The organism is Kribbella sp. DT2, from assembly GCF_049844575.1.
Classification (GTDB): domain Bacteria; phylum Actinomycetota; class Actinomycetes; order Propionibacteriales; family Kribbellaceae; genus Kribbella.
The window spans coordinates 563,280-588,047 of record NZ_JBNCLH010000005.1; the positions used below are offsets into that span (position 1 = coordinate 563,280).

Annotated in this window: 22 protein-coding genes; 7 read left to right on the forward strand and 15 right to left on the reverse strand. The window is 70.1% G+C overall.

Features of this window, described 5'->3' with window-relative positions; translation table 11 throughout:
- Positions 1–52: 52 nt before the first annotated feature.
- The gene (locus tag ACLQ2O_RS24230; protein WP_425835128.1) at positions 53–2,581 is read left to right on the forward strand and encodes a choice-of-anchor D domain-containing protein; all 2,529 of its coding nucleotides are present in this window, start codon (positions 53–55) and stop codon (positions 2,579–2,581) included.
- Here ACLQ2O_RS24230 and ACLQ2O_RS24235 read toward each other — a convergent pair.
- A complete protein-coding gene (locus ACLQ2O_RS24235) occupies positions 2,565–3,110 on the reverse strand; it encodes a phage tail protein I (protein WP_425835130.1) in 546 nt (181 codons plus the stop codon). The two genes, ACLQ2O_RS24230 and ACLQ2O_RS24235, sit on opposite strands and share 17 nt — an antisense overlap.
- A gap of 19 nt (positions 3,111–3,129) precedes the next feature.
- The gene (locus tag ACLQ2O_RS24240; protein WP_425835132.1) at positions 3,130–4,038 is read right to left on the reverse strand and encodes a zinc ribbon domain-containing protein; all 909 of its coding nucleotides are present in this window, start codon (positions 4,036–4,038) and stop codon (positions 3,130–3,132) included.
- Positions 4,039–4,097: 59 nt separating this feature from the next.
- Here ACLQ2O_RS24240 and ACLQ2O_RS24245 point away from each other — a divergent pair, with 59 nt between their 5' ends.
- Positions 4,098–4,298: a hypothetical protein gene (locus ACLQ2O_RS24245; protein WP_425835133.1), complete on the forward strand. Its 201-nt coding sequence runs from the start codon at positions 4,098–4,100 to the stop codon at positions 4,296–4,298.
- Between the two features lie 189 nt (positions 4,299–4,487).
- Here ACLQ2O_RS24245 and ACLQ2O_RS24250 read toward each other — a convergent pair whose 3' ends face one another.
- From ACLQ2O_RS24250 to ACLQ2O_RS24300, 11 genes are all read right to left on the reverse strand, one after another.
- Positions 4,488–6,434: a putative baseplate assembly protein gene (locus ACLQ2O_RS24250; protein ID WP_425835135.1), complete on the reverse strand. Its 1,947-nt coding sequence runs from the start codon at positions 6,432–6,434 to the stop codon at positions 4,488–4,490.
- On the reverse strand, positions 6,434–6,865 hold the full coding sequence (locus tag ACLQ2O_RS24255) for a GPW/gp25 family protein (protein WP_425835137.1): 432 nt from the start codon (positions 6,863–6,865) through the stop codon (positions 6,434–6,436). The genes ACLQ2O_RS24250 and ACLQ2O_RS24255 overlap by 1 nt, the downstream gene beginning before the upstream one ends.
- A 15-nt stretch (positions 6,866–6,880) precedes the next feature.
- Entirely contained in the window at positions 6,881–8,818 is a 1,938-nt protein-coding gene (locus tag ACLQ2O_RS24260) for a phage baseplate assembly protein V (protein ID WP_425835139.1), read from the reverse strand.
- Complete coding sequence (locus ACLQ2O_RS24265) at positions 8,758–10,056, reverse strand: phage tail protein (protein WP_425835141.1); 1,299 nt, start codon at positions 10,054–10,056, stop codon at positions 8,758–8,760. The genes ACLQ2O_RS24260 and ACLQ2O_RS24265 overlap by 61 nt, the downstream gene beginning before the upstream one ends.
- Complete coding sequence (locus ACLQ2O_RS24270) at positions 10,053–10,550, reverse strand: phage tail protein (RefSeq protein ID WP_425835143.1); 498 nt, start codon at positions 10,548–10,550, stop codon at positions 10,053–10,055. The genes ACLQ2O_RS24265 and ACLQ2O_RS24270 overlap by 4 nt, the downstream gene beginning before the upstream one ends.
- A gap of 11 nt (positions 10,551–10,561) precedes the next feature.
- Positions 10,562–12,793, reverse strand: coding sequence for an eCIS core domain-containing protein (locus ACLQ2O_RS24275; RefSeq protein WP_425835145.1), 2,232 nt, complete (start codon positions 12,791–12,793; stop codon positions 10,562–10,564).
- A 123-nt stretch (positions 12,794–12,916) separates the two neighbouring features.
- Complete coding sequence (locus ACLQ2O_RS24280; RefSeq protein ID WP_425835273.1) at positions 12,917–13,102, reverse strand: DUF6760 family protein; 186 nt, start codon at positions 13,100–13,102, stop codon at positions 12,917–12,919.
- Positions 13,099–13,506, reverse strand: coding sequence for a hypothetical protein (locus ACLQ2O_RS24285; protein ID WP_425835147.1), 408 nt, complete (start codon positions 13,504–13,506; stop codon positions 13,099–13,101). Before ACLQ2O_RS24285 ends, ACLQ2O_RS24280 begins: the two co-directional genes overlap by 4 nt.
- Positions 13,503–13,916 (reverse strand): phage tail protein, encoded by a 414-nt coding sequence (locus ACLQ2O_RS24290; protein ID WP_425835149.1) that lies wholly within the window; start codon positions 13,914–13,916, stop codon positions 13,503–13,505. The genes ACLQ2O_RS24285 and ACLQ2O_RS24290 overlap by 4 nt, the downstream gene beginning before the upstream one ends.
- Before the next feature lie 102 nt (positions 13,917–14,018).
- Positions 14,019–14,471, reverse strand: a complete 453-nt coding sequence (locus tag ACLQ2O_RS24295) for a phage tail protein (RefSeq protein ID WP_425835151.1) — start codon at positions 14,469–14,471, stop codon at positions 14,019–14,021.
- The gene (locus tag ACLQ2O_RS24300; protein ID WP_425835153.1) at positions 14,468–16,048 is read right to left on the reverse strand and encodes a phage tail sheath family protein; all 1,581 of its coding nucleotides are present in this window, start codon (positions 16,046–16,048) and stop codon (positions 14,468–14,470) included. Before ACLQ2O_RS24300 ends, ACLQ2O_RS24295 begins: the two co-directional genes overlap by 4 nt.
- A 135-nt stretch (positions 16,049–16,183) precedes the next feature.
- Between ACLQ2O_RS24300 and ACLQ2O_RS24305 the strand changes: the two genes are divergently transcribed.
- From ACLQ2O_RS24305 to ACLQ2O_RS24325, 5 genes are all read left to right on the forward strand, one after another.
- Positions 16,184–16,873, forward strand: a complete 690-nt coding sequence (locus ACLQ2O_RS24305; RefSeq protein WP_425835155.1) for a DUF4255 domain-containing protein — start codon at positions 16,184–16,186, stop codon at positions 16,871–16,873.
- A complete protein-coding gene (locus ACLQ2O_RS24310; protein ID WP_425835157.1) occupies positions 16,845–17,237 on the forward strand; it encodes a PAAR domain-containing protein in 393 nt (130 codons plus the stop codon). Before ACLQ2O_RS24305 ends, ACLQ2O_RS24310 begins: the two co-directional genes overlap by 29 nt.
- 181 nt (positions 17,238–17,418) lie before the next feature.
- Entirely contained in the window at positions 17,419–20,172 is a 2,754-nt protein-coding gene (locus ACLQ2O_RS24315; RefSeq protein ID WP_425835159.1) for a helix-turn-helix transcriptional regulator, read from the forward strand.
- 216 nt (positions 20,173–20,388) lie between these two features.
- Positions 20,389–21,189, forward strand: coding sequence for a hypothetical protein (locus ACLQ2O_RS24320; RefSeq protein WP_425835161.1), 801 nt, complete (start codon positions 20,389–20,391; stop codon positions 21,187–21,189).
- Positions 21,190–21,233: 44 nt separating this feature from the next.
- Positions 21,234–22,238 carry a hypothetical protein gene (locus tag ACLQ2O_RS24325; RefSeq protein WP_425835163.1) on the forward strand — a complete coding sequence of 335 codons (1,005 nt, stop codon included), beginning with the start codon at positions 21,234–21,236 and terminating at the stop codon, positions 22,236–22,238.
- Between the two features lie 114 nt (positions 22,239–22,352).
- On the opposite strand, the gene ACLQ2O_RS24330 is transcribed toward ACLQ2O_RS24325, so the two are convergent.
- The gene (locus ACLQ2O_RS24330; protein WP_425835165.1) at positions 22,353–23,666 is read right to left on the reverse strand and encodes a hypothetical protein; all 1,314 of its coding nucleotides are present in this window, start codon (positions 23,664–23,666) and stop codon (positions 22,353–22,355) included.
- Positions 23,667–23,680: 14 nt separating this feature from the next.
- Complete coding sequence (locus ACLQ2O_RS24335; RefSeq protein WP_425835167.1) at positions 23,681–24,667, reverse strand: hypothetical protein; 987 nt, start codon at positions 24,665–24,667, stop codon at positions 23,681–23,683.
- Positions 24,668–24,768: the final 101 nt, after the last annotated feature.

Here is a 24,768-nt window from a genome sequence, read left to right on the forward strand (position 1 = left end):
GGATCCCGTGGACCGACGGAACCGAAGAACGCGCACTCTGCTACTGACGGGAATGTTGCTAGCGGCAACTATAAACGTCGGTGCCGTCGTACCCTCCGCCGTCCAGGCCTCGCCCGCCGACGTCCAGGTGCTGTCGGTGCCCGACGGCGGCGACGCCGGGGACGCCGCGGCCGCGAGCTCTCCGGCCATCTCCGGCAACGGCCGGTACGTCGCGTTCGAGTCCGCCGCCCACCTCGACCCCGGCGTGGCCGAGCGGCCCGGTTCGGTCAACATCTACGTCCGGGACCGGCAGTCGCCCGGACGCACGGTGCTGATCAGCCGGGCGCTGCCGCAGACCTCGCGGGTCGCCCCACGAGGCCGGTCGGTACCGCTGCGCGGCACGGCGCTGCGGGAGGAGGAGGGCAACGACGACAGCCTCCATCCGTCGATCTCGGCCGACGGCCGGTACGTCGCCTTCGACAGTGCCGCGAACAACCTGCGGGACGGCTATTGGCCCGCCGGCCGCCGCGTCCTCGTCTGCGACCGCGACCCTGACGGGGACGGCGTGTTCGACGAGCTCCGTCCGGACGAGCTGATGGACTACGGCTACGTGTACGTGGGTGTGATGCCGCTCGAAGGCCGCCCTCCTCCCGGGGCCGAACCGAGCCTGTCCGCCGACGCCGGCACGATCGCCTGGAGCGAGACCGCCGAAGACGCGCAGGCGGCCGATGTCGTCATCGCCAAGCTGGGCAAGGATGACACCGGCCGGCCGTTCCCTCCCGACCCCGACCTGTTCGTCCGGCCGCTGCAGAACCTCCCGGAAGCCCTGGGGACGAGAGAAGGCCCCGAGGTGTCGGCCGACGGTCAGTACGTCGTGTTCTCGGCTCTCCTGCCGAGACCTACCCCGGTTCCCGCAGGTCCGCTCTCGACCGTCCAGGTCTTCGACCTGACCTCGTCGACGACCGAGCGCCTCGATGCCGGGACCGACGGCGAGTTCTCCGGACGCGGCAGCCACCCGGTCATCTCCGACGGGGGCAGAGTCGTCGCCTTCGAGCAGGCTCCCACCGGTCTCGGTCCGGTCGTCACGGTCGTGGTCGACCGCGATCCCGATGCCGACGGCACTCTCGGGCCGGCCGGCGGCGCACCGACCGCGACCTCGATCGCGTCGGCGACCGCGACCGGCGAACCCGCCGAAGGCCGTGCCCCGGCGTTGTCCGCCGACGGCCGGTACCTCGCCTTCGAGAGCTCGGCCGCCGGCCTGCACGGCGACGTCGGCGACACCGGCCGGACCGCCGTCGTACTGCGGGATCTGACCCTCGACGCCGAGCGAGCGAAGTCGGCCCTGCCCCGGCTGGCCGGGGAACTCGGGTCGCCGGCCGCTGCCGCTGACTGCGCTGTTCCGCCCGCGTCGATCTCCGACGCCGACGAGCTCGCCTGTCCGTCCAAAGGACCGAGCAGGATGCCACGGCTGTCCGCCGACGGCGCTGTCCTCTCCTTCACCTCAGACGGCGACGACCTGCTCCCGGATCCCTGTTGTGCCGGCGCGGTCTTCGCCCGTGCGTTTCGTCCCGGCCTGCGAGGTGACGCCGCCGACTTCGGCTCCGTTGCCCTCGGCAACTCGGTGTCCCGGACGGTCGTCCTGCGCCAGTCGGGCTTCGGGCCGCTACGGCTCGGGGGTGTGCGGCTGACCGGTACGGATGCGCAGGACTTCGCGTTGTCAGGTGCCGAGAACTGCGCAGGCGCTGTTCTGCACCAGACCGGGACCTGCGAGGTGGCGGTGGTGTTCACCCCAGGAGCGAGCGGGCACCGTGAGGCGCGGCTGCGGATCGAGCTGCCCGAAGGCGGCGTCGCCGAGACACAGCTGGTTGCCGAGGGCAGCGAAGTACCACCGACCCCGCCACCGACCACGCCGTCGACCCGGCCGCCCGCCGAGCCGCCGCTGCCTCCACCCGCCGCACCGAGCGGCGGCCTGGTGGTGACGCCGGAACCGGTGCTCTTCGGCGGGACGGAGCCGGTCCTGGTCGCCCGGGCGCCGCGCCCCGTGACCGTCCGGAACGCCTCGACCACGTCGATCACGATCACCGCGGTCGCCGTACTCGAAGGTCCCCGCTTCACGACCGGCGACTTCTCGGTGGCCGGAACCACCTGTGCGGGCACGGTTCTGGCCCCGGGAGACACCTGCTCGATCCAGCTCAGGACCACGCCGCAAGGCGCCGGCCGGCGCGACGGCGTGCTCGGCATCGAGACGACTGATGCCACGTACCGGCGTCTGGTCGCCCTCCGCAGCGAGGCTCGGCAGCCCACCCTCGTCGCGAGTCCCGCGGTGGTCCGCCCGAACCGCGTGGTGACCGTGACCGGACGAGACTTCCCGCCCGGGCGGGCGATCTCGATCGCCTTCGCGACTCCCGGCAGCCGCACCCAGGTGACCGTGCTCACGAAGCCGGACGGCACGTTCTCCCTGCAGATGCTGGTCTTCCCGCAGACCAGCGCCGGTACCTGGCCGGTGGTGGCGAGCGTGACAGGAACGACCGTACGAGCCCAGACGCCCCTCCTGGTCGTCCCCGGCAGCTACCAACCGCCGGGCTTCACCTCTCGCCGCTGAGCGCGCCCGTCACGCGGACCTCGTGCACGACGTGCGCGGGCTTGACGGCCTCGACGACGGCCTCCACGACGGCGGCGCTCACCGCCGAGTCACGGACCACGACCGTCAGCCGGGCCGGCGTCGAGCCGCTGTGATCGTCCACCGGTTCGAGGGACCAGCCGACACCACCGGTGTCGGTGATCTCCACCTCGCCACCGGTCGCCAGCTCGAGCTGGCGCCGCAAGCCGGCAACGGTTCCGCGGCCGCGGTGCAGCTCGACAGCCCGCGCGATCGTCGCCCGCTGCAGCTCGACGCTCCAGGTCTCGTCCAGCTCGGTACCGACCCAGCCGGCCAGCCAGCCGAGGAAGTCCGGCGGCGCGAGCGCGGGATCGACGTACGCCGGCAGGCAGTCCAGCGAGGCGATCGCCGGAGCGATCACCTCGTCGACCGCGGCCAGGAACCGCATCAGCAGCTCGTCGTCCTGGAACACCGCGGGCAGGAGCAGTCCCAGCGGGTACGGCGTACCGAGACCACCCGGCGTACCTCTCATCCGTGCTCCTCCGTCAGGATCAGCCGAGGCCGAACAACTCGATCTCGGACAGTACGAGGTTCTTGGCGTCCTGCGCCGGGTAGACGTTGATGACCGTCACCGTGAAACTGCTGACCCCGATGGCGTTGGCCAGTGTGAGCTCCTGCCGTCCGGGCTGATCTGCCAGCTGGACGATGTCGGACTTCTCGTTGGAGTACTTGAAGACGAGCGTCGACGGACGGATCGAGGCCGCGTAGTTCTTGGAGTCCCCGTTGCTGACGATCACCCTGCGCAGTGCCACCGGGTGGTCGAGCTGGACGGTCAGGACCGGCTCCTTGTTCTTGTCCCAGGCAACGACCCAGGACGTGTTGGTGAAGGTGTCGAAGGCCGCCTTGGCCGGGTGGTCGGCACCGGCCTGCGGGCCTCGTACCGAGACCGGCCGGACCGGGGTCAACGCCGTCTCGGCGACGCCTTGGACCTTCTGCTTCACCGTGCTGACCTGTTGAACGACCATGGTGCGGAGCGGAGGGTAGAAGCCGGCCAGCAGAGCGAAGGCCAGCAGCAGCATGCCGATCGCGGCCCGAGCCCGTCGTAGCGTCGACTGGAACGCCTGACGTCCCTTGTTGTCACCGGGACGGCGTGGACGCGAGCCTGCTGCCAGCGTGCGCGGCTTGCGGCGCAACCGTCGCCACCAGCGGAGCTTGACGACCTCCGCCTCGGCCAGCGAGTGGCCGCACCGCCGGCAGAACTTCCGCGCCGGGGAGTTCCCTTCGCCGCACTCCGCACAGATCAGTTCCCCCGGACGCGGCCGAGCGGTCGGCGCCGCCCGCTTCACCGGAACCGGCCGCGGACGTCCGGCCTGCGGCGTCACCTCGACGGGCTGGTTCCCGTCGCCCTCGACGATCGGTGCCACCAGCTTGCTCGCCGGAGCGGGAGGCACCGCGGGCATGGGTGGTGGCGGAGGTGGCGGGGGCATGGGAGGCGGCGGGGGCATAGGAGGTGGTGGCGGTGCCGAATCCGCTGACAGCGGGGGCAGCGGAGGCGGGGGCGGAGGCGGCGGAGGTGGCGGAGGAGGAGGAGGAGGAGGCGGAGGAGGCGGAGGAGGCGCCGCGGCGGATGGACGCGGCGGCGTACCGGGTGGGGGTGGTGGGCCAGGCGCGGGCGCGGCACCAGGGGCGACGGGTTCCATCACCGGAGGGCCCACGATGAGGTCGAGGGTGGCCCGTTGGATGCGGCTCAGCAGACCTCGGCGCGGCGGCAGCGGCTCGGGCTCCTCCGCAGTCGCTGCCGGAGGCTCGGTGCGGACCGTCTGGGCGTTCCACTCCAGGAACCGGCCGCACGACCCGCAGAAGGTGTCCCGGGCTCCGTTGTGATGGCCGCACTCGCCACAGATCAGCATCAGCTCTCCTCCACCTTGACCTGGTGCTCGAACGAGAACACCAGACTGTTGCGCTCGAGATCGATCCGCTGCTGCTCGGTCCCCCGTTCGCCGGTCACGGGGTTGGCGCTGAACAACCGGATGTCCTCCACGACCTCGACACCGTGAACCGCCTGCAGCACCGCGTAGATGTCGCCCGAACGCACGGCCCGGCCGAAGTCCCAGCCGCGCCCGTCCGGGCCACCGCCGGGCAACGGGTTGAGAAAGGCGTGCAACGCGGCCAGCGCCTGGCTACGGACCCGTTCCCGCTCCACCCGCGGTCTGGCCACCAGCCGCGCCACGACGGTGATCCCTCGATACCTCGGCGGTTCGACCGAAACCCGCGTCCCCACCAGCCGAACCTGTTCGAGCCGCTCGGCCAGACGTTCCATCAGGGTGGCCGACGGCACGAGGTCGGCGAAGGCGATCACACCGCCGGGCTGCGCGGCCGCCGGAACCACCAGCACCTTCACCGTCCCGGCCGCGACCTCGCCTCCGTCCGCGGTGATGCACCGGATCCTGGCCGCCTCCGGGACGGCTTCGCGCGCGAGCACCTCGTAGTCCTCGGCGGTGACCGCGCGCGACCTGGTCCGTAACAGGATCGGAGCACGGTCCCGGGCCTGATCGACGGTCTCGCCCTCGGTTCCGCCGTGGGCCGCGTGCCGGTTCTCGACCGCCGCGACGAACGGGATCGACGACCTGAGGGTGGCGATCGCCGCGCGTGGGACGTTGCCCCGCAGACCACCACCGGTGGCGTAGCCACGGATCCGTACGTCGGCGCCCGCCGCCGGAACCGCTCCGTGATGGCGCAGTCCGCCGTCCGCGAGCCGGATCACCGGCCCGAACGCCACCTCCCCGGTCACCGCGTCCAGCCGGAAGTGCCGGTCGGCCGGCCCGCTCGCCGCGAAGTCCTCGACCTGCGTCCACTCCTGCCAGCCTTCGTCGGAACTCGTTTCGATCACCGGCGCGCTCACTCCCGCCAGAACAGGAGCAGCCCGTACGGCGAACAGCTGCCCCGGCACTCCCACGGACTCGCCCAGCACTTCGTCGAACACCAGCTCGGCGTTGACCGACTCGACGGTCCCACCGACGCTGCAGGCCTCCAGCCGCCGTACTCGAGGTGAAGCCGTGTACCCGGCCTGCTCGTCCACCGCGGCCACCACCCGGGCGCGCAACCACCCCGCGGGTTCCCCGGCCACGACGCTGGTCTGGTGACCGGCCGGGACGTGCAGGACGAGAGAGCCGGACTGGTTGAGCCCACCTGTCTCGTCGCGCTCCAGCTCGCACTCGGTCCAGCCCGCCCCGGTCCACGCCTCCCACACAAGCGGCGGATCACTCGGATCGATGCCGAGCCCTTCGGTGTCTCCGAGGTAGTCGAGCTGGATCGCCACCGAAGGCGCGGCGACATCGAGACCCACCAGGAACTGGTCGCCGGGCAGCGGCACGGTGGAGAACGCCTGGAAGACCTTCCCGGCCGGTTGCGGCTCGAAGCCGTCGGAGTGCTCGACGGGCCCGGTCATCAGTGCCGTCGCCGCGCACGGCGGAATGACGAGATCCTCACTGGAGGAGAAGACGACGGACTGCTCGGTCTCCGTCCGGACGGTCCCGGTCTCGGTGCCTCGCGCGATGGTGACCGCCGCCCTGGCCGGCGACGAGAGCCAGAAGGTGATCGCCGCCTTGGCCGGCGTCGGGGGCACCAGGCGCAGGCCGATCAGGTCGAGGAACTTCAGGTGCAGCCGGTCGGGGACCTGGTTGAGCCGGGAGAAAAGACTGTCGGTCAGGTACGCGTACGCCTCGATCAGGGTCAGTCCCGCGTCGGCCGGGTTCTCGTCGGTCCACTCCGGGCAGGCGCGCCGGGCCAGGCGGACCGCGTCGGCCACGAGATCGTCGTACCTCCGGTCGTCGAGATCCGGTGCGGGCAGCGCCATCAGCTCTCAACTCCCGGTGCGCCCGCGCCGGCCGCGACCGGCTGGTACCCGTCCGTGCTGAAGTCGACGCCGAGCTCACCGTCCACGCCGGTGCCACGGACGTGGTAGCCGATCAGGATGTGCACCAACCCGTCGACGGACCCGTTAGGGGTCACCTCGACGGCGTCCACCTCGACCGCGGGTTCCCAGGCCCTGATCGCCCGCTCGACCTCGTCGGCGATCCTGGCGCCGGTGGACGGGACCAGCGGCTCGAAGACGAAGTCCCTCAGCCGGCACCCGAAGTCCGGCCGCATCACGCGCTCGCCCGGGTAGGTCTGCAGGATCAGCACCAGGTTCTGCTCGAACTTGTCCGTCCCCCGTGCGATGCCGAACCGGCCCCGTCCCGCGCAGTCGGCCGGGAACCGTAGACCGGTCGTCGTCTGCGTAGCCATCGTCTCTCCTCCGTCTCAGTTGAGCTTGATCGGCTTGCCCTTGAGCTCCACCGGGCCCGACCCGTTGACGGTGATCTGCGCACCCTCCAGGTTCAGCCGCTGGGCCTTCAGGTCGAGCTGGGCGCCGCCGTCGATCGACACCGAACCGCCGCTGCCGGCGACGATCTCGATCGCCCCGCCCGGACCGCACTCGATCGTCACCCGGCCCTTCTCACCGGGCCGGGTGGCCCGGCCGGGCAGGCACTTCAACGCCACCGCGCCGGCCACCTGGTCGATCCGCAGGGTCAGGTTGCCGTCACCGCTGCCGAGCAGGATCTCGGCCTGCCGGACCTGTGCCGGGTCGACCATCTCGTCGTGAAAGGCGAGCCGGTTCCCCGACGGTGCGACCAGGCCGCGCCATTGCACCGCGCCCGTGGTCCCGGTGGCTCGGACCGGCGCCGCGCCGAGCGTGTAGGTACTGCGGTTGTTGACGATCCCGCCGAGGACGTACGGCCGCTGAAGGTCACCGAACTCGAACCCGACCATCACCTCGTCCCCCGGGTCCGGGAGGAACATGGCGCCACTGTGCTGACCGGCTCCCGGTTGGACGACGCTCGCCCAGCCGGTCTCGTACTCCGGTGAGAGCCACGGCAGGACGAGCTTCACCCGGCCCTTGCCGAGCGGGTCGTTGTTGTTGCTGACCATGCCGCACACGACGCCGTGCACCCGGTTGTCCGAGGTCCGAGCACTGCTGACCAGACCGAGCAGCGACCGGTCCTGAGACCCACTGACCTCGAACCTGGTCCGGTACCGGCCGAGGTCGATCTCGTGCCGCGCCCGGGTCAGCATCCACCGGCCGGCGAACGGTGCGGCGACTCCGGAGACGTCCGCGACCCGGCCCGGGGACAACCACGGATCGCCGACGCTCTCACCGACCGCCTCGGCGAAGGTGCCCGCCAGCCGGTCGGCCAGTCCGGCCGCCTGAGCCCGGGTGGCGGGTCCGGGGTTGATCGCGAACGATCCCGGCTGATCCGGTACGACGGTCGCCTGTTCCGACGGCGCCGGCCCCATCGCCGGACCGGTCGTTGCCGGCCTCGCCGCAGCGGGGCCGCGCGGCGCCGGAGCGCTCCGCAGCCGGGCCAGGGTCGCCTGAACCCCGACGCCGACCACCGTGTCCGCCGTCGCGACCCGCACCCGCTCGCTGACCACCTTCGCCGCCAGCGGATCCCAGACGCGAACCTCGGCCTCCGGCGCGAGGTTGCCGGCGGTGACGCGCGGCGAGAAGGTGAGCAGGTTGTCGAGCATCATCAACGACACCGGCGCCGCGGTGGTCCTGTCCCGGAAGAAGAACTTGCCCTGCGAGACCCCCGTCTCGTAGCCGATCGCCGCCGCCCGGCCGGACAGGAACTCCCAGTCGGTCTGGTTCAGCTGGCCGAGGTGGTCGTGCACGACCCGGCTGGGGGCGATCTCCCCGATCGTCAGTCCGTTGCCCAGGGCCACTTTCCGGGCGATGTCGGAGTCGGTCATGGTGACGAAGCTCCGGGTCCGGCGGGCCCGCTGCAGCCGATGGTCCTCGGTGTAGCCGCGGACGGTGAAGAGCGCGGACTCGCCGTACTCGGCTTCGAGGGCCGTGACCTCGCCGGTGATCAGCATCCGCGGATCCCCCTGGCGCAGCGGGGACGCCGCGGCGATCCCGATCTCGGTACCGATCGGCAGCAGCGGCAGCAGTCGTGCCGAGGTCATCGTGTCGACGAAGCCGATCTCGAACATCCCCGGCAACCGCAGACTCTGGTCCACGACGACCCGGACGATCGAGTCGGCCAGGTCGACCGGTAGCGGCTGCCGGGCCGCGCCGACGTACACGGCGGGCCGCACCACGATCTCTGCTTCGTCCGACCAACCGGCGGCGATCGTCACGGGGTCCTCCTGGGTGCGGCCGGCCTGGGTGTCGACGGCCGCGCTCCGGCCGACCATGCCGGTGCCGGTGCCGGTGCCGGTGCCGGTGCCGGTGCCGGGCGATGGGCACCGATCGCCGGACGGTCCTTCCCCGCCGAGCGATGAGCGCCGATCTGAGCGGGCGCCACCTTGGGAGTCGCGTTGACCCAGGTGCCCGGGGCTTCCTGGAGGGTCAGCTGCAGGGTTGCCCGGCTGGGCTCGCCCGTGGGCGTGAATCTCGTGCAGACCAAGGTGAAGCTCTTCAGGACCAGCTGACGCGGGAGACCACCGCGGCCCTGGCCCCAGACGACCTCCAGGACTCTGGGTGCGCCGCTCGCGCTCGCGTCTCCCGCCGAAGCCTTCTTGCGCTTGCAGGTGCCGCACTCGGGAGGGGGCGAACCCTCGGCCGGCGGCGGGGCCGCTCTGGGCGCGGCCGGTGGGTCCTCGAGCTCGACCCACCGCCTCAGCAACGGGACGGCGGCGGAAATGGCCGCGGCGCCTTCCAGCCGAAGGTCGGCCAGCGTGACGCTGAGGCTGTTCGGATCCACGAGCAGGGTTCCCGCCTGCTTGATCTTGGTGGTCTTGCTGTCCGACTCGCGGGACTTGGTGAGCGACACCTTCGCCGGGTTGCCCAGCAGTTTCAGCGTGTTCGTCCGCTGGGTCGTCTCGACCAGCTTCAGGAACTCGTCGGCGACCGGCTCGGCCGCCTTGAGAAAACCGCTGTGGGCGAGCGTGAGCTTCTCGATCGCGACGGATCCGTTGCCGGAGGTGGACAGGGTCGGAATGCTCCAGCTGGTCGGAGCCGCCCCGTGCAGCTCCCAGGTGTGGATCAGCACGTCGTCGGCACCCAGCCCGCTGTGCAGTTCGATCACCACGGGCCCGCTGAGCCCGGACGAGGACTCGCCCTTGGCCCACAGCGCCGTCAGCTCCTCGAGCCAGCGCCGGACCTGGCGCGTTCCGTTCTCCGTCATGGCGCGTTCCAGCGTCACCTCGGGATAGACGATCTTTCCGAACAGGTAGCGCGGCCTGCCGTAGTTGCCGCCCTCGTCCACGAGCTCGGGGGTCAGCTTCACCGCCAGCCCCGAGCATCCCGACCAGGACCCCAGCGAGCGCGACCCGAGGGCGCCGTCCAGTCCGGGGACGAGCACGTTGAACCACATCGTCATGCCGTAGCGCGGTTCGGTCAGCCGGCCCGTTCCGAGGCCCGCGAGCCGCTGGCCGGCGACTGCCTGGAGCGGGTTGGCGGCTGCCTGAAGGCTCGGCTGCCCCGGCCTCACTTGAACCTGCTCTCGGCATCGAGGAAGCCGGCGTGCGCGAGCTCCAGGGTCTCGATCGCCGGCCGTGCACCGCCGGAGTCGAACTCGGTCAGCCGCCACGCGGTCGGGAAGAACTCCCGCAGTTTCCAGGTCACCACCGGCAGGCCCAGGAAGTCGACGAGATAGATCGCTCCGCTCAGCAGCTCGCGCTCACGGTTGACGGTCCTGAGCCAGCTCTGCACGGTTTCGGAGTCCCGCCCGGCCGCCCGCGAGAGCGTGACATTGGTGTACGTCGGATTGCCCGGCACGATCGACTCGTGGGTCGCGCCGCCGACGCGGTAGCCGTGCTTCTGCCAGCTGACCCCGAGCCCGGCCGCTTTGGTCCAGTCGCCCAGCCCGTAGTCGGACCGGTCGATCCCGATCACGTACCGGTGCGACATGCCCACCTGGCCGGTGAGTTGCTCGAGAGCTTTCCCGACCAGCTTCGGTCCTGACGACAGCGGTCCTGGTGACATCGGCTCGTCTCCTACCTTGAGTCCGCGAGAACGCCGTGGCGCTCACGATCGATGAGCAGTTCGCCGCGGAGCCGGTGGCGAAGGTTCGCGTACAGCCGCTCGGCCAGCCTGCTGAGCGTCCGCGGATCGTCCAGCCGGACCACCAGCTCGTCGCCGTCGTGGTCCAAGGCCCGAAGGTGCTCCACCGCTCCCTCCAGCCGGTCGAGCCGATCCAGGACCGCTCGGTCCGTGGACGCCGGTGGCTCGACAGGACTGTCGTGAAGCCGCCACTCCGAGACCGCTGACGGCGAGCCGCTCGACGAACGCGGTCCTGGTGACGATGTCCACGACGCCACTTCGGGCGCGGCCGGGAGCTCGGAGCCCAAAGCCCCCGCCGACGGCTCCCCGGCTCCGATCTCCGTCTCCGTGACGGGTGTCGCGACCGGCACCAGGTCGAACGGTGCCCGCTGAATCCGGCCCTGGCCACCGGCCGTTTCGTCGTCGCGTCGCTCGACGGCCGGTGGTCGGCGATGGATCAGCGCCGCCGAGGAGACGGGCTGTTCCCCGAACCACGCCTCGGCACGGACCGCCGCGGCCTCCAGTTCCTGGCCGCGCGGTGAGTCGGCAGGTGGAAGATCGGCACCGAGCACCCGCTGCTGCATCACGTGCGTGAGTTCGTGCGCCAGCAGAGCCTGTACGCCGGGCGAGGACAGCTCGCCGGCCTCGCCCGGGAGATGGACCACGCCGTCGGCACTGAACGCTCGCGCCGACAGGGCTCCGGCGCGAGCGCCGGTCACCCGGCCACGGCGTACGGGCACGTCCTCCACGGCGCTCCCGAGATCCGCACCGACCACCCTCACCACCTCCTCGGGAATCCGGACCGTGAAGTGGTCGGTCTCCTGCTGAGGTAGCAGCGCGGGCGACGCCGTACCGATCAGGGCGCTTCGATAGACGAGGGACGGTCCGTCGCTGTCCTCGCGAGCCTCTTCTGGCGAGACCGCGGGGAACTCCAGCAGTGGCGCCGCTGGAGCAGTTGTCTGCGGCGGGACTCGGTACGTCGTCTCCACAGAAGGCGGCTGCTCCTGACCCGACCGAAGGGTGACCGGCCGGGCAGCAGCGCGGCGGTCCGGCTCGGACGGTACGGCGTGCTCCGCCGAGCGACGCTGTTCCGGGTGACGCTGTTCCGGGTGACGCAACGGCGGGCCGGGATCAGTCGGTTCCGGCGCGGACACCTCAGCTGGTTTCGTCGGGTCCGCTGTGGCCTGAACCCGTGGCTGGTCGGCCAACCGCGGGCTGTCTTCGATCGGCAGGTCGGCTGATGCGGTGGATTCGATCGGCAGGTCGGTTGATGCGGCGGAGTCGTCCCGCCCGCCCGCCGCGGGCTCGTCGTCGTCCGCGGGACCGTCAGGGGAGTCTTCATCCGTCGGCGGTAGGTCAGCGGTCGTCTCGGCAGCAGGCTCACTCGGCTGCGCAGGACTCAGGCCGCGCTTGCGAGTCTCGGCCAGGGAACGGCGCTGCGGACGTAGTACGGGAGATTGCTGAACCTGAGGCGGCGCCGCGGCCGGCGGGGGTGCCGCTACCGAGGAGAACCCGGTGAGCATCGCCAGGCCGACGGCATCGTTCGTCTCGTACTCCGCGAGCAGGCGTTCGAACTCACCGATGCTGCGGAACGGTGTGTCCGGCTCGACGGGAGCTCCGACCGACTCCGGCGTAGCGGTCGTGAGGAGCGGGCGATCGCCGGACGTCGGCCGCGGTCGCGGCCGACGCCGTGGCTCGGCCGGCGGCAGAGCTCCCGGCGCGGGAGCGGACGGAGCCGATGGCATCTCGTCGTGGACTACGGCCGGAACCGGCAGGCCCAGATTCGGCATGCCGTGCGGGCCGCCGTCCGGCGGCAGGGCGCCGTGACCGTTGCGGTCGGACGCCGCGCTCGCAACCGGCATGATCGGGGCCGGCCCGCTCGGAACCGGCGTGGCCAGAACCGGTGTCGCCAAGTCCGGATCCGCCGGATACGGCATGGGCAGGTCCAGATCGGCCGGGGCCGGCCGGGCCTTTGCCAGCCCGGTCACGGTCCCCGTCACCACCTCGCCAGGGCCGCTCACCTCCCGGCCTTCGCCCGCACGTCCGGCGATCGGAGCCAAAAGGTCCCTCGTCCCGGCCACTCGGTGACCGGTCCGTGGCGTGATCAGGATCGGCGTCGCCCGCAGGTCGACGACCGGTACCAGCTGCGGCAACCGCGCCCAGGCCCGCCGGCGCGGAACTTGCATGCCTTCAGCAACGACTTCACCGGCGCCCTCGACAGGAGCAGGGCCTGACCGGGTCACCGCCCGGGCGGCGCGTGCGGCCCAAGCGGCTCGGACCGCCGGGAAGCGAAACGGCCAGCGCATCGATCACCTCCAGATTCCGTCCGGCGCGTCGCCGGCTCCGTCGAGCTCGGTGTGGATCCTGCCGATTCCCTCGATCACCGTGGTCCTGGTCGCGTGGTCGAGATCGAGGATCTCCGCGTGCGACCAGTGCAGGTAGTAGGCGACGTACACGACCTCCTCCCGGAGACGGTCGGCCGGGTACGCCGTCAGGCTTCCCCCGGGGCATCACCGGCGATGTCGACCACGTAGTCGTGCCGGCAGTTCGGGCAGGTCACGTCCACCTCGGTGTGCCCGCTCTGGTTGATCCGCCGGTACAGGTCCTGCAGGAAGGCCAGGTCCGAGGCGAACAGGCACTCGACGACCAACGGGTCGACCACCGGCAGGTTGCCCAGCCGGACGATCGTCCGCTCCAGCAGCAGGACGGTCAGGTACGCCGGGTTCTGCCGCACCCGCGGATCGGTCTGGGTGCCGATCTCGTCGCGCGCCGTCGCCAGCCGCATCGAGCCCTCGCGATGCAGGGTGCCCTGCTCGTCGACGAACCCTCGCGGCAGCACGAACGGGTACTCGGTCCGCAGCCCCGCCGCTTGCACCGCCACGTCGTTGCCCGGTGTCACGGCTTGATCCAGATCTCCTGGCAGGTGATCTTGCACTCGACCATCGCGACGTCCGCCGCGCCGGCCTTGACCGACGTGATGTTGATCTCCGACAGCCAGGCGTCCTCCAGCACGTACGTCGACTGACGGTTGCCGCCGGCATCGAAAATGACCAGCGTGCCCCCCGAGCGAGCCGTGTCGTCGCCCAGCCGGGCCAACTGGTGCCAGGCCATCAGCGCCGCGGTGCCCGCGTGGTCGACGGCGCGCTTCAGCGTGATCGTCGGCGGGTCGGTCTTGCCGAACTGCTTCGTGTGCCGGGTCTCGCCCCGGACGTCGTTGAAGATGTACTCGGTCGGCGTCACCTTGGAGGTGATGCCACCGAGCTCGGAGAACGCCATCTGCTTGATCGGCGTACCCACGAACTCGATCACGAACCGTCCCGCGCTGGCCACTTGTCCCTGGCTCGTGGTCGTACTGGCGCCTAGGGCCATGTCGTCACTCCTGTTCTGGTCGCACCGCTGGTCGGACTTCGGTCAGAGCTGCAGGATCGCGTCGCAGACGAGCGTCGCGCGCATCATCACGACGGCGGCGCTGCCGGCCTGCGCCGCGTCCATCTCGAGCTTCGAGCACCACGCGTTCTCCAGCAGGCAGGCCAGGGCGGGCTGCCCGGACTTGTCGAGAATGTCGAAGGACGCGGGGAGCTTGGCGAGCGGGTTGTTCATCCGCGCCAGCTGGTGCCAGCCGTAGAGCTGGGCGAAACCGTTGCGGTCGAGTGCCTTCTCGAGCACGATCGCGGGCGCCTTGGCCCGGCCGAACTGCTTGGTGTGAACGTTGCCCAATTGGCTGTTGTACGAGTACTCCTGGAACTCCACCTCGGAGGTGAAGCCCGACAGCTTGGAGAAGCCGATGCCGGCCGTCCAGCCCTCGCACATGACAACGAACCGGGGCGAGCTGACGGCGGGCGGCGCCAGTACTGCCGAGGTCATTCCTCCAGCTCCGTGCCCTCGGCGAACTGCGACAGCCGGAAGACGACGAACTCCGCGGGCTTCACCGGCGCGATCCCGATGTCGACGGTGAGGATGCCGGCGTCCCGGTTCTCGGGCGGATTGTTCTCGGCGTCGCACTTGACGTAGTACGCCTCTTCGGGCGTCCGTCCGAACAACGCGCCGGTCCGCCAGATCCGGCGCAGGAACGAGCCGATGACGCGCTCGACCGACGACCACAGGAACTCGTCGTTCGGTTCGAAGACGACCCAGTGGGTACCGCCGAGAATCGACTTCTCGACGTAGTTGAAGAGCCGCCGCACGTTCAGGTAGCGCCACTCCGCGTCGCTGGACAGTGTCCGCGCGCCCCAGATCCGGATTCCCTGGCCCGGGAAGAACCGCAGGCAGTTCACCCCGATCGGGTTGAGCTGGTCGTGCTCTCCCCGGGTCAGCGAGGACTGCAGCTCCAGAACTCCCCGCACGACCTCGTTGGCCGGCGCCTTGTGGACTCCCCGCGTGTCGTCGTTACGGGCCCAGACCCCGGCGACGTGTCCGCTGGGCGGAACGAACAGCGGCTTGCCGGTGCGGGGATCGGCGACCTTGATCCAGGGCCAGTAGAGCGTCGCGTACTTCGAGTCGTAGCCGGTCGTGACCATCCGCCACTCCTTGAGCTGCTGCGGTCGCAGCGACGGCGGCGGATCGAGCACGGCGACCCGGTCGGACATCAGTTCGCAGTGCGCGATCATCGCCAGCTGGACCGCTTTGACCCCGTCCAGGTCGATCGTCCCGGCCTGGTAGGCGCTCATCAGATCGGGAACGCAGAGCATCGTGATGTCGTCGACGGCCTCCAGGCCGGACAGTCCGGTCCGTTCGTCGGCGTCGCCGATGTACTCGTCCGCGGAGGGCGTCGCCGGCTCCGGCTCGTCGCTGGAGAGCGTCGTCAGAACGCCCCGGTCGGGTACCGCCAGCGCTGCCCCTTTGGTCTCCTCGGCCACGACCCACTTGGACTTCCGGAGGGCGGCGACAACGTTGGCGGCCCCGCGCCGCGTCGTGACGTTGTCGAACACCTCCTCCTCCGCCCCGGCCCGGACGACCAGCTTGAAGTTGTCCTCGGCGGGCTCGGTGGGCTCCTGTACCTCGACCGTCAACGGAGCTCCGGTGGGTGCACCGTCCGCCGCCCGGACCGCGAGCGCCCGGCCCTCTCCGTGGCTCGGCAGTTCAGCTCGGGCCGCCGCGGATCCGACGGCGCGGGCGGGTCCGCCGGAGCTCCCGGCTCCGACCCGTACGACGTACGCGCTGCCGCCGCCGTTGAGGAAGAACCCGTAGACCGAGTGCGGAAGGAGAGCACCCTCGGAGAACTGCCCGAAGGTGGTGACGTACTGGGTCCAGTTCGTCACCAGGACCGGCTCGTTCAAGGGCCCTTTCTCGGTGAACCCGACGAACGCGGCGACCGCCGTACCGACTCCCTCGATCGGTTTGGAACCGGAGGACACTTCCTCCACGTAGACACCCGGGGACAGGTACGACGGCATCCGGACCTCCTGGCTGAGCAGCTGTTCCGACGAATCGGCCTGCCGCAACTGTGCATCCGGCGCGCTCGGCCGCACCACAAGATCGGGTGCACGAACGGATGCCTCATCGGGCCACCCGGGTCGCCCGCTCCGCTGCGCCAAGACTCCTGGTTGGTTGCCTAGGGCAAGCCTCAGGCTGGACGCATGCTCGACGACCTCGGCACGGCCCTCAGCGTGGTGCTGCGCGACCGCTTGCCCGGCGGCACCGTCGTCCGCCTCGACCCGCCGGACGCGTCATGGGCCGAGAAAACGACCGAGACGGTCGGCGTCTTCCTGCACCGGGTGCTGGAGGCCGAGGTGACCGGGACCGTCGGAGGGTGGACCGAGGACCGCACCCCTGACGGCCGGGTCGCTCAGCGTACGTCGCCCGAGCGCCGGTACGACTTCTGCTACCTGGTCACGGCCTGGGCGACCGACCTCGATCGGGAGCTCGCCCTGCTGGGCGGCGTCCTCGGGAGCGTGGTCAACGACCCGTTGCTGCCCGTGGAATCGTTGCCGGACTCGCTGGCCCGCGCCCGTGGCCCGGTGATGCTGGCGATCGGACGCCCCGGCCCTCACCTTGCCTCGCCGGAGCTCTGGACGAGCCTCGGGCTGCGCCCCCGGAGCTTTCTCGACCTGGTGGTGACGGCCCCGGTGCCACCGGTCACACAGACCAGTCTTCCCCGGCACCCCGACACCATCGACCTCGGCGTCGCTGGTTCCACCGGTACGACGAGTCCTGCCGGCGAGCCCCCGCGGGCCGACTCGCGAGCTGCCGCCCGTCCTCGACAGCGGCCGACGGCACGGATCACGGAAGGAGCCCGCGATGGGCAACCCCGCGGCCAAGCTCGGTGACCAGGTCGTCGGCACGGACATCCACATCGTGATGGTGCCGTCGTCAGGCGGTCCGGTGCCGACCCCGGTGTCGCTGCCCTTCGCCGGCCGGATCATGACGGGCTGCAGCAACGACGTACTGATCGAGGGCAAACCGGCCGCTGTCCACGGCAGCGTCGCCGTCAACCTCCCGCCCCACGTCCCCACCGGCGGCTCCTTCCAGAAGCCGCCGGACAACCGCGGCACTGTCCTTGCCGTCGGCCCGCTCGTGCTCGTCAACAACAAGCCGCTGGCCAAGGCCGGCGACAAGGTCCTCACCTGCAACGACCCCGCGCCGGCCCCGACGAGCACCGTGATCGCCACCGGCCAGGTCTTGGTGGGCTGACCGGTCGGCGACGAGGCGTTGATCAACGATCACGGAAAGATAACTATGTCGCGACACGCACCGTCGTGCGTAACTCGGGGCCTGAAGCATCGGTTATGGGACTGACCCGCCGGTAGCAGGCTGGACCGGCGCCCCCGTCACCGCCGGTCCAGGGAGTTGAGGCGCCTCCATGAGCCCAGGCATGCCCGCTCGGATGGACCGTGACTTCGTCGGACGGACCGCGGAACTGGCCTGGCTCGCCGATGTGGCGGACAAGGTCCGTACCAGTCAGCACCGAACCGTGGTGGTCCAAGGACCACCAGGAATCGGCAAGTCCTCGCTGATCCGCCGCTTCACCCACGGCCTGGCCGATTTCGCGGTCCTGATGGCCAACGGCGATCCCTCGGAGTACGAGCTGGACTTCGGCATCGTCGACCAACTCCTGGCCAGGGCACCAGCAGAACTTCGCGCCCGGACACCGACCCTCGGTTCGGGGGCGTTGTCCGGGGCGAGTCCGATCGCTGTCGGGAGTCAACTGCTGGATCTGTTCGGTGAGCTTCAACGCCGGTCGCCGGTCGCCGTGGTGGTCGACGACATCCAGTGGGCCGATCCTTCCTCGGTGCAGGCCCTGCGCTTCCTGCTCCGCAGGACGTGGTCCAGCCAGCTCCTGGTGGTGCTGTCGACCCGGGTGGACCGCAGCGGTTCCGCGGATCCGGCTCTGCAGCAGCTGGTCCACGGCATACCGGCCACACTTCAGCTCGAACTGAGCGGCCTGGATCTGGTCGACGTCACCGATCTGGCCAAGGCACTCGCGGGCCGGCGACTACCGGTGAGCGCGGCGCGCCGGTTCCACTCCTACACCGGGGGCCACCCACTGCTGCTCCGCACCATGTTGAACGAGATCTCGTCCCAAGGCCTCAGCAGCGTCGACTGGCGGTCGGCCATTCCTCCCTCGGTGGCGTCCGCGACCCGCCGGAGGTTCAGCGAGCTCCCCGAACCGTCCCGGTCCCTGGTCGAGGCGATGGCGGTTCTCGGCGGCCGGCCACTGCTCGCCCAGGTTGCCGAGGTGGCCGGTATCGAGTCCGCTCAGCAGGCCCTGGGGCCGGCCCTCGAGGCCGGCCTGGCGAACTGGTTTCCCGAGGAGCCCGCCTGTCCGGTGACGATTCCTCACGACCTGCAGCGGGAGGCTGTCTACAGCACGCTGACACCGGCCCGGCGCAGCCAGCTGCACCAACGCGCCGCGACGACGGTCGACCATGTGCTCGCCTGGCGGCACCGGGTGGCCGCGGTCAGTTCGAAGGACGAGCTGCTCGCCTCACAGCTCGAGCAGGCCGCCGGCGAGGAGGCGGCCAACGGCAACCACGGAACAGCGGCAACCTTTCTGGGCTGGGCCGCGGATCTCACGCCGTGGGGGCCCCGAGGCCAGAAGCTGTTGCTGACCTCGATGATCCACCTGCTGTTCAGCGCGAACCGCGGCCAGGCGAAGGTCTTCTACCCACGCGCCGCCCGCTGCGCCCACTCGCGCCTGCGTTCGCTGGCGCTCGGGCTGTGCGAGCTGTACCTGACCGGCGAGCGGGGCAAGGCCGAGCAGCACCTCCTGCACGCCTTCGGCACCGGCCAGCCGACGACCGTCCATTCATGGGTACGCGGCGCGGCGGCGGCCGGCCTGGTCGGCATCAGCGTCTGGCGCGGGGACACCGACCAAGCCCTCGCCTACTCGGAGCTCGCGCTGAGCACCGACGGCGTCCCGGCGCCGCTGCGTGACTACGTGGTCTGCCTGCGGGGGGTCGCCCGCGGCCGGCGTGACGGACTCGCCGCCGGGCTGGAGGAATTCGGCCGGTTGTCCGACCACCCGTCCGACATCTCCCCCCAGGACCTCGAGGCCCTGTCCTGCCGCGGCTCGCTCCGTACCTTGCTCGGCCTCGTCGAAGAGGCCAGGGGCGACTTGTCGGAGGTGGTCAGGCGCCAGGAAGCGGGCGCCCCGATGCTGTCCGGCATCACCCCCCACTGCTACCTGGCCGCGGTCCAGTACCAACTCGGCGAGTGGGACGACAGCGCCACGACGATGCGCCGGGCCGCCCTCTTCTCGGACGACGACCAGCCGGCGATGAACGAGGTGATCAGGTACTTCGTCGCTTCGCTCGTCCCCTCGGCCCGCGGTGACTGGCAGACCGCCGAAGAACTCGTCCGATCCGCCGCGACCGCTGCCCAGCGGGTCGGCGGCCCACAGGACCTCAAGTACGCCGCCATCGCCGCCGCATCCCTTCACCAGGCACGCAACGACTACCGCGGAATGCTCCGCGCGCTGAGCGCCGTGCCCGGCCTCCGCACCCACGGCAGCTCTCCCGGCGGCCCCCACGAATGGTGGAGCACCTGGTGGGGCCCGCTGCTGATCGACGCCCTGCAGGCCACCGGCCAGCCGGTCGAGGCCGCGAGGGAGCTCGCGACGCTCCGCGAAAGGGCCAAGGGCGCGCACCCGGCAACGAGCACGATCATCCGGCTCGCCGCCCAGCAGGCCGTGGCTGAAGGCAACCTCCAGGACGCCGTCGACCTGGCCAGGCACGGCCTCGCCGGCCTGATCGAACCCCGCCCGCGCCTCGCCGAAGGCCAGCTCTTCCACGTCCACGGCCTTCATCTGTCCATCCTCGGCGACCGGGCCGGTGCCGCGCAGTGGCTGACGGCGGCCGTCGAGTGCTTCGCCACGCTGTCCGCCGCGCCGTACCGCGAACGCGCCGCGGCCGACCTGGCCCGGTTGCTGTCGGCAACTAGTACGCCGCCGCTGGCCGGCCTCACCTCCCGCGAGCAGGAGATCACCCTGCTGGTCCGTCAGCACCTGACCAACCGCGAGATCGCCGCCGCCCTCTTCGTCACCCCGAAGACCGTCGAGTACCACCTGAGCAACATCTACGCGAAGCTCGGCATCACCTCCCGCCGCGACCTCGGCAAACTGCGCTGAGTTTCCGCCGCGCCGGCAGCCGGAGACCGAACGCCGCCGAGCGGCGCCCCATCAGGCAGTTCCCGGTGCACGATCTCTGGTCCGGCGACTTCACCGCCGGACCAGGGCACCCGCCGATAGTGGATCTCGCCGCCGCTCGGGGCCGAACGACCTACCGGTCACGGTTCGGCGATCGCCGGCGGCAGCCGTGCACTTCTCGACCGAAGGGAGCGTTCCGTGTCCGACGCGGAGGAATTTCGCTGGGTCAGCGAACAGCAGGAGCAGTATCTGGAGAACGACGGGTCGTCGGCCTGGGGAAGGAACTGGCCCGAGCACCTCAGCCGCTACCTGGACACCACCCGCTCGGGATGGCAGCAGGAGGACGACGAAACTCGCCGTACGTGGCTCCAGGAGCGCGTCGAGTCGATCGCCCTGGGCTGGGTCACCGCCGAGCAGCGTCAAGAGCTCGGCACTCTGACCGCGACCCGGGGCGACTGGCGCGACTGGCTTCCGGAACAGCTCGACCAGTGGTGGCCGGACTGGTCCAAGACCTCGCCGGCCGAACTGACTGCCTGGTTCGCCACAGCGATGGCCGGTCTCCTGCCACGCTCCGAGGACGCGCCCGGGCCGGTGGACCAGGCCTCTGCCGACCCGCGAGCGCTGGACTGGCTCACAGCGGACCAGCGGACTCGGCTCGAATCGCTGAGCGCCACCCGTGGCGACTGGCACGAATGGTTGCCCCTCCAGCTGGACCAGTGGTGGCCCGCCTGGACCCAAGCGACCACCGACCAGCTCAGCCCCTGGCTGGACAACGCGCTCACCAACCTGACCGGTACCTCCGCTGCCGCCTCGACCGCGACGCCGACCGGCTCCGAAGCTGACGCCGTCGACAGCGCGCGGACGACCCTCTGGGCGCGCATCCCTGCCCTGGCGTCCGAGCTCGGAATGTCCGAGGACGACCTCCGTACGGAGTTCTCGAAGCTCACCCTGGACGAGATCGAGCGTGCTCTGCGCGGCGATCTTGCCGTCGCGGACTGAACCAGCACGACCCGCGTTCGACCCGATCGGAAAGGAACGAACCGATGACCAACAAGCACGAAGCCTCGAAGCGGACGCCACGCGGCGTACTCCTGCGTGTCCTGCACGAGATCGGGACCGCAGTGGACACCGGCGGCAGAGAGCTGGCGGAAGGGGCCGTCGGCACCAAGGGTCTCAAGGCTCTCGGCGTCCGCGGCCCCCGCGAGGGCTGGGACACCGACCACGCCAAGCTGATGGCCGCCCACAACGACGCCATTGCCGGCGAGGTGCTCGGCGCCGGCGCGCAGAAGGACGCCGACGGGCAGTACGTCCCGGCGGTCAGTCTCAACCCGGCCGCCACCCTGCACGACCAGGTCAACCGTAAGGTCGAGGTACTCGACATGGCCGACCACGTCCTTCCGGTCGTCGCGGATCCACAGGGCACCGCCTACAGCCCCGAGCGCGGCGGCGCGGACCTGACCGATGAGGGCCGGCCGTACTACGGCGTGAGCTCGCCCCGGGCGATCATCGGAACCTTCGACCAGATCAGGGGATTCTTCGACGAGCGCAAACGTGGCGGCTACCGCCTCGTGCTCACCGCGCCCGGTGCCAACAGTCTCGGCCTCCAGATCTCCCCGTTCGTCCGGCTCGCCGAGGACGAGCAGTGGAAGATCTACGATCCCCAGACCGAGATCGTCTCGTACGTCGTGAAGTCTGTCGCGAGCATCGGCCTCGGCGCGGGAGTCGGCGCGGCCGCGTCGGCGATTCCCGCCGGAAGTCTCCCCCTCGCCGACCTCGCCGACTTCTTCGACGTCGTGCGCCGGCAGGTGAGCGACAACCTGGCCTGGAAGGACAACTACACCCGCTGGACCAGCGGAATGGAGTTCCTGGTCGAGCTCCTCCCGTACGTCGCCCTGGGCGAGGAATCCTCGAAACCCTACGCACGCAAGACGGTCCGCACCGAGTCCCGCGCCGGCATCGGCGGCAAGCAGTGCGTGAGCTTCAACCTGAACACTGTCGGCAACCTGGTCGACGAGATGCTCACCAGCCTCAAAGACCGTCTGACCTGACCCACGGTTCTCCGAAACGGCGGCGGCCCACTGCTCCCCGGCATCTCGTCGGCACCGGGGAGCAGTGGCTCGCCGCCGTCGGCAACAAGGCACAGAACGTGACACCAGGACGAGCTACCTCCTGGGCATCCTCTTGTTGTAGAACTCTTCCAAGACTTCTCTGACGGGGTCTTCGCGACCCTCGAGCGTCAACCCTCGTGCCCGTCTCCCCTTGTGAACGAGCGCGATCGCGGCCGCGACGTCCTCCAGGCGAGCGACGCGCTCGATGTGGGCGTTCTCAGGATTGCCATCCTTCTCACTGTCGATGTAGACACCTGGTTCCAGACTGTTCAGCGCCGAGCCTCTGTAGCGGATGTCGTTGTAGATGAATCCTTGCTCGATGCCTACACCGTGGTCCTGCCGGGAGATGATGATCCGCTTGGCCCCGTGCACCCTTTGGGGTTCGAACCCTGCCAGGTAGCCAGGGGCAATCGAGTACACGACGGTGGACTCGTCGAGTCCCCGGGCGAGCATGCCGCGCGGTCCGACATTGATGTCGACATCTTCACCGCGGTGCCCTGGGCCCGGCACCGGATCGAGCTGCGCCAGTTCCACGCGAACGTAGGGATACTTCGTCTTGATGGCGTTGGCCACCTGCCCTGCCGCCACCGCGCCTCGACTGTGCCCTCGGAAGAGGACGACGATCGGCCGGCCCTTTTCTCCCTTGGCGAACCACTCGTCAGCCACCGCCCTGAAAGCCTCTACGATCAACTCTTCGATCTGAGCCTTTACCGCGGCGATACTGTTGGATTCGCGATCCATGATGCCGTGGACGGTCTTCTTCCGATTCTTCGTTCCCGCGCCACCGACGCCGGCAATCGACAGCTCTTTTCCCTGCAAGGTCTCTCGCTCGTAGTAGACGACCGTCTTGGACTCGACGCCGTCCTTCCAGCCCAGACCCATGGTCGAGGAGATGTTCACCTTCTCGGTTCTCCACTCACCGTCCCCGGAGCCGCTGACCGTGACCTTGACGTAGAACGGGTAACGTCCCGGATCGTCGGGGTCCGGGTGCCGGCGCCGATACTCCGCGTCGAGGTCCATTCGCCGGCCACGTCGCGCCGGCTCCTTCATCTGGTCTTCATGATGGTCCCGGAACTCGCTACGGGCATCCTGTCGCACATACTCCGGGAGTTGGCGCCAGCGTTCTTCGGCGACCAGGAACAGATGAGGATCGGATTGGCATTCGACGGTTTCCATGAATCGCAGAAGCTTGAGAGCCTTCTTGGTCAGACCGTGCCTCAGCCCCCATGGTTCACCTTCTCCGCCACTTTCCCTCCTCCCCTCGCCCTCCCCTTCTCCTTCACCTTCCTCTTCGCCTTCTCGCTCTTCGGTCTCCTTCTCCTTCTCGTCCGGGTCCTCTCGCTTCCAAGAGTCCTTGTGTCCGTCCATGTGAACCATCCGATCTAGGATTCGGCGTCGGCCAGGGCGGCGTCGACCAGGGCTTCGGCTTCGGCCAGGCGCTGATCGAAGTCAGGATCGTGCAGCAGCTCGTCGAGCGTTTCGCGGTCGATGCCCTCGACGGCGGGGTCGTCAGCCAGAGCACGGAAAGTTTCCAGGCGCTCGTCCGAGACCTGGCCGGCCTCCGCCGCAGGCTGGTCCGGGGGCTCGTCGGCGGTCAGCGGTGCGCCGTGTGACTCGGGCTCGGGAAAGGCCGGCGGGACCTGCTCGGCGACGATGTGGTCACCCCAGTCGTCCAGGAACTTCTGCAGGTCGGCCGCCTGCGCGGAGCGCCAGAGGGGGTACTCGCTGTCCAACGCCTCGCGCACCAGCTCGGGCCAGCTCCCACCGGCAGCACCTTCGAACTTGTTCCGCTGCGCATCCGTCAACCACGCCAGCGTCTCCGCCTCGGACGCAGCCGGCGGAGCAGGCGGAACGTGCTCGGCGACGATGTGGTCACCCCAGTCGTCCAGGAACTTCTGCAGGTCGGCCGTCTGCGCGGAGCGCCAGGGCGGGTACTTGCTGTCCAGCGCCTCGCGCACGAGCTCCGGCCAGCTCCCACCGGCGGCGCTCTCGAACTTCCTCCGCTGCGCTTCGGTCATCCACGACAACGTCGCCGGGTCCGCTGCATCGACGTCCGCGCCGGAACGCGCCTGTGCGAGGAGCACGGGGTAAGCACGCGCAAGGTCGGCAACGCCGATGCGCTCCAGGTCCGCGATCGTCGCCAGCGGATTGCCGAGACGCTCGGCAACAGCCAGGAAGGACTCGACCAACGGACTGTCGAAGCTGGAGTCGAACTGCGCCGCGGTCGCTGTGAGTTCGTCCTTCACCGAACTCCAGTCGGAGCCACCGTTCGCGTAGGCAGCACAGATCGCGGTGAACCATCGCTCGATCTGCGCGTCGTCTACGAGTTGCACGGCAGTCATTGCTTGTTCGGTGTCCTGGTCGTACATCTGGTCACCTTCGCTCGTCAACGGGAGGGCAAGTGGTTCGGCAGTTGCTCCCGAATCACTGCTCCAGCATCGAACCGCCGGTCCAGGCCGGCTGGTGCCTT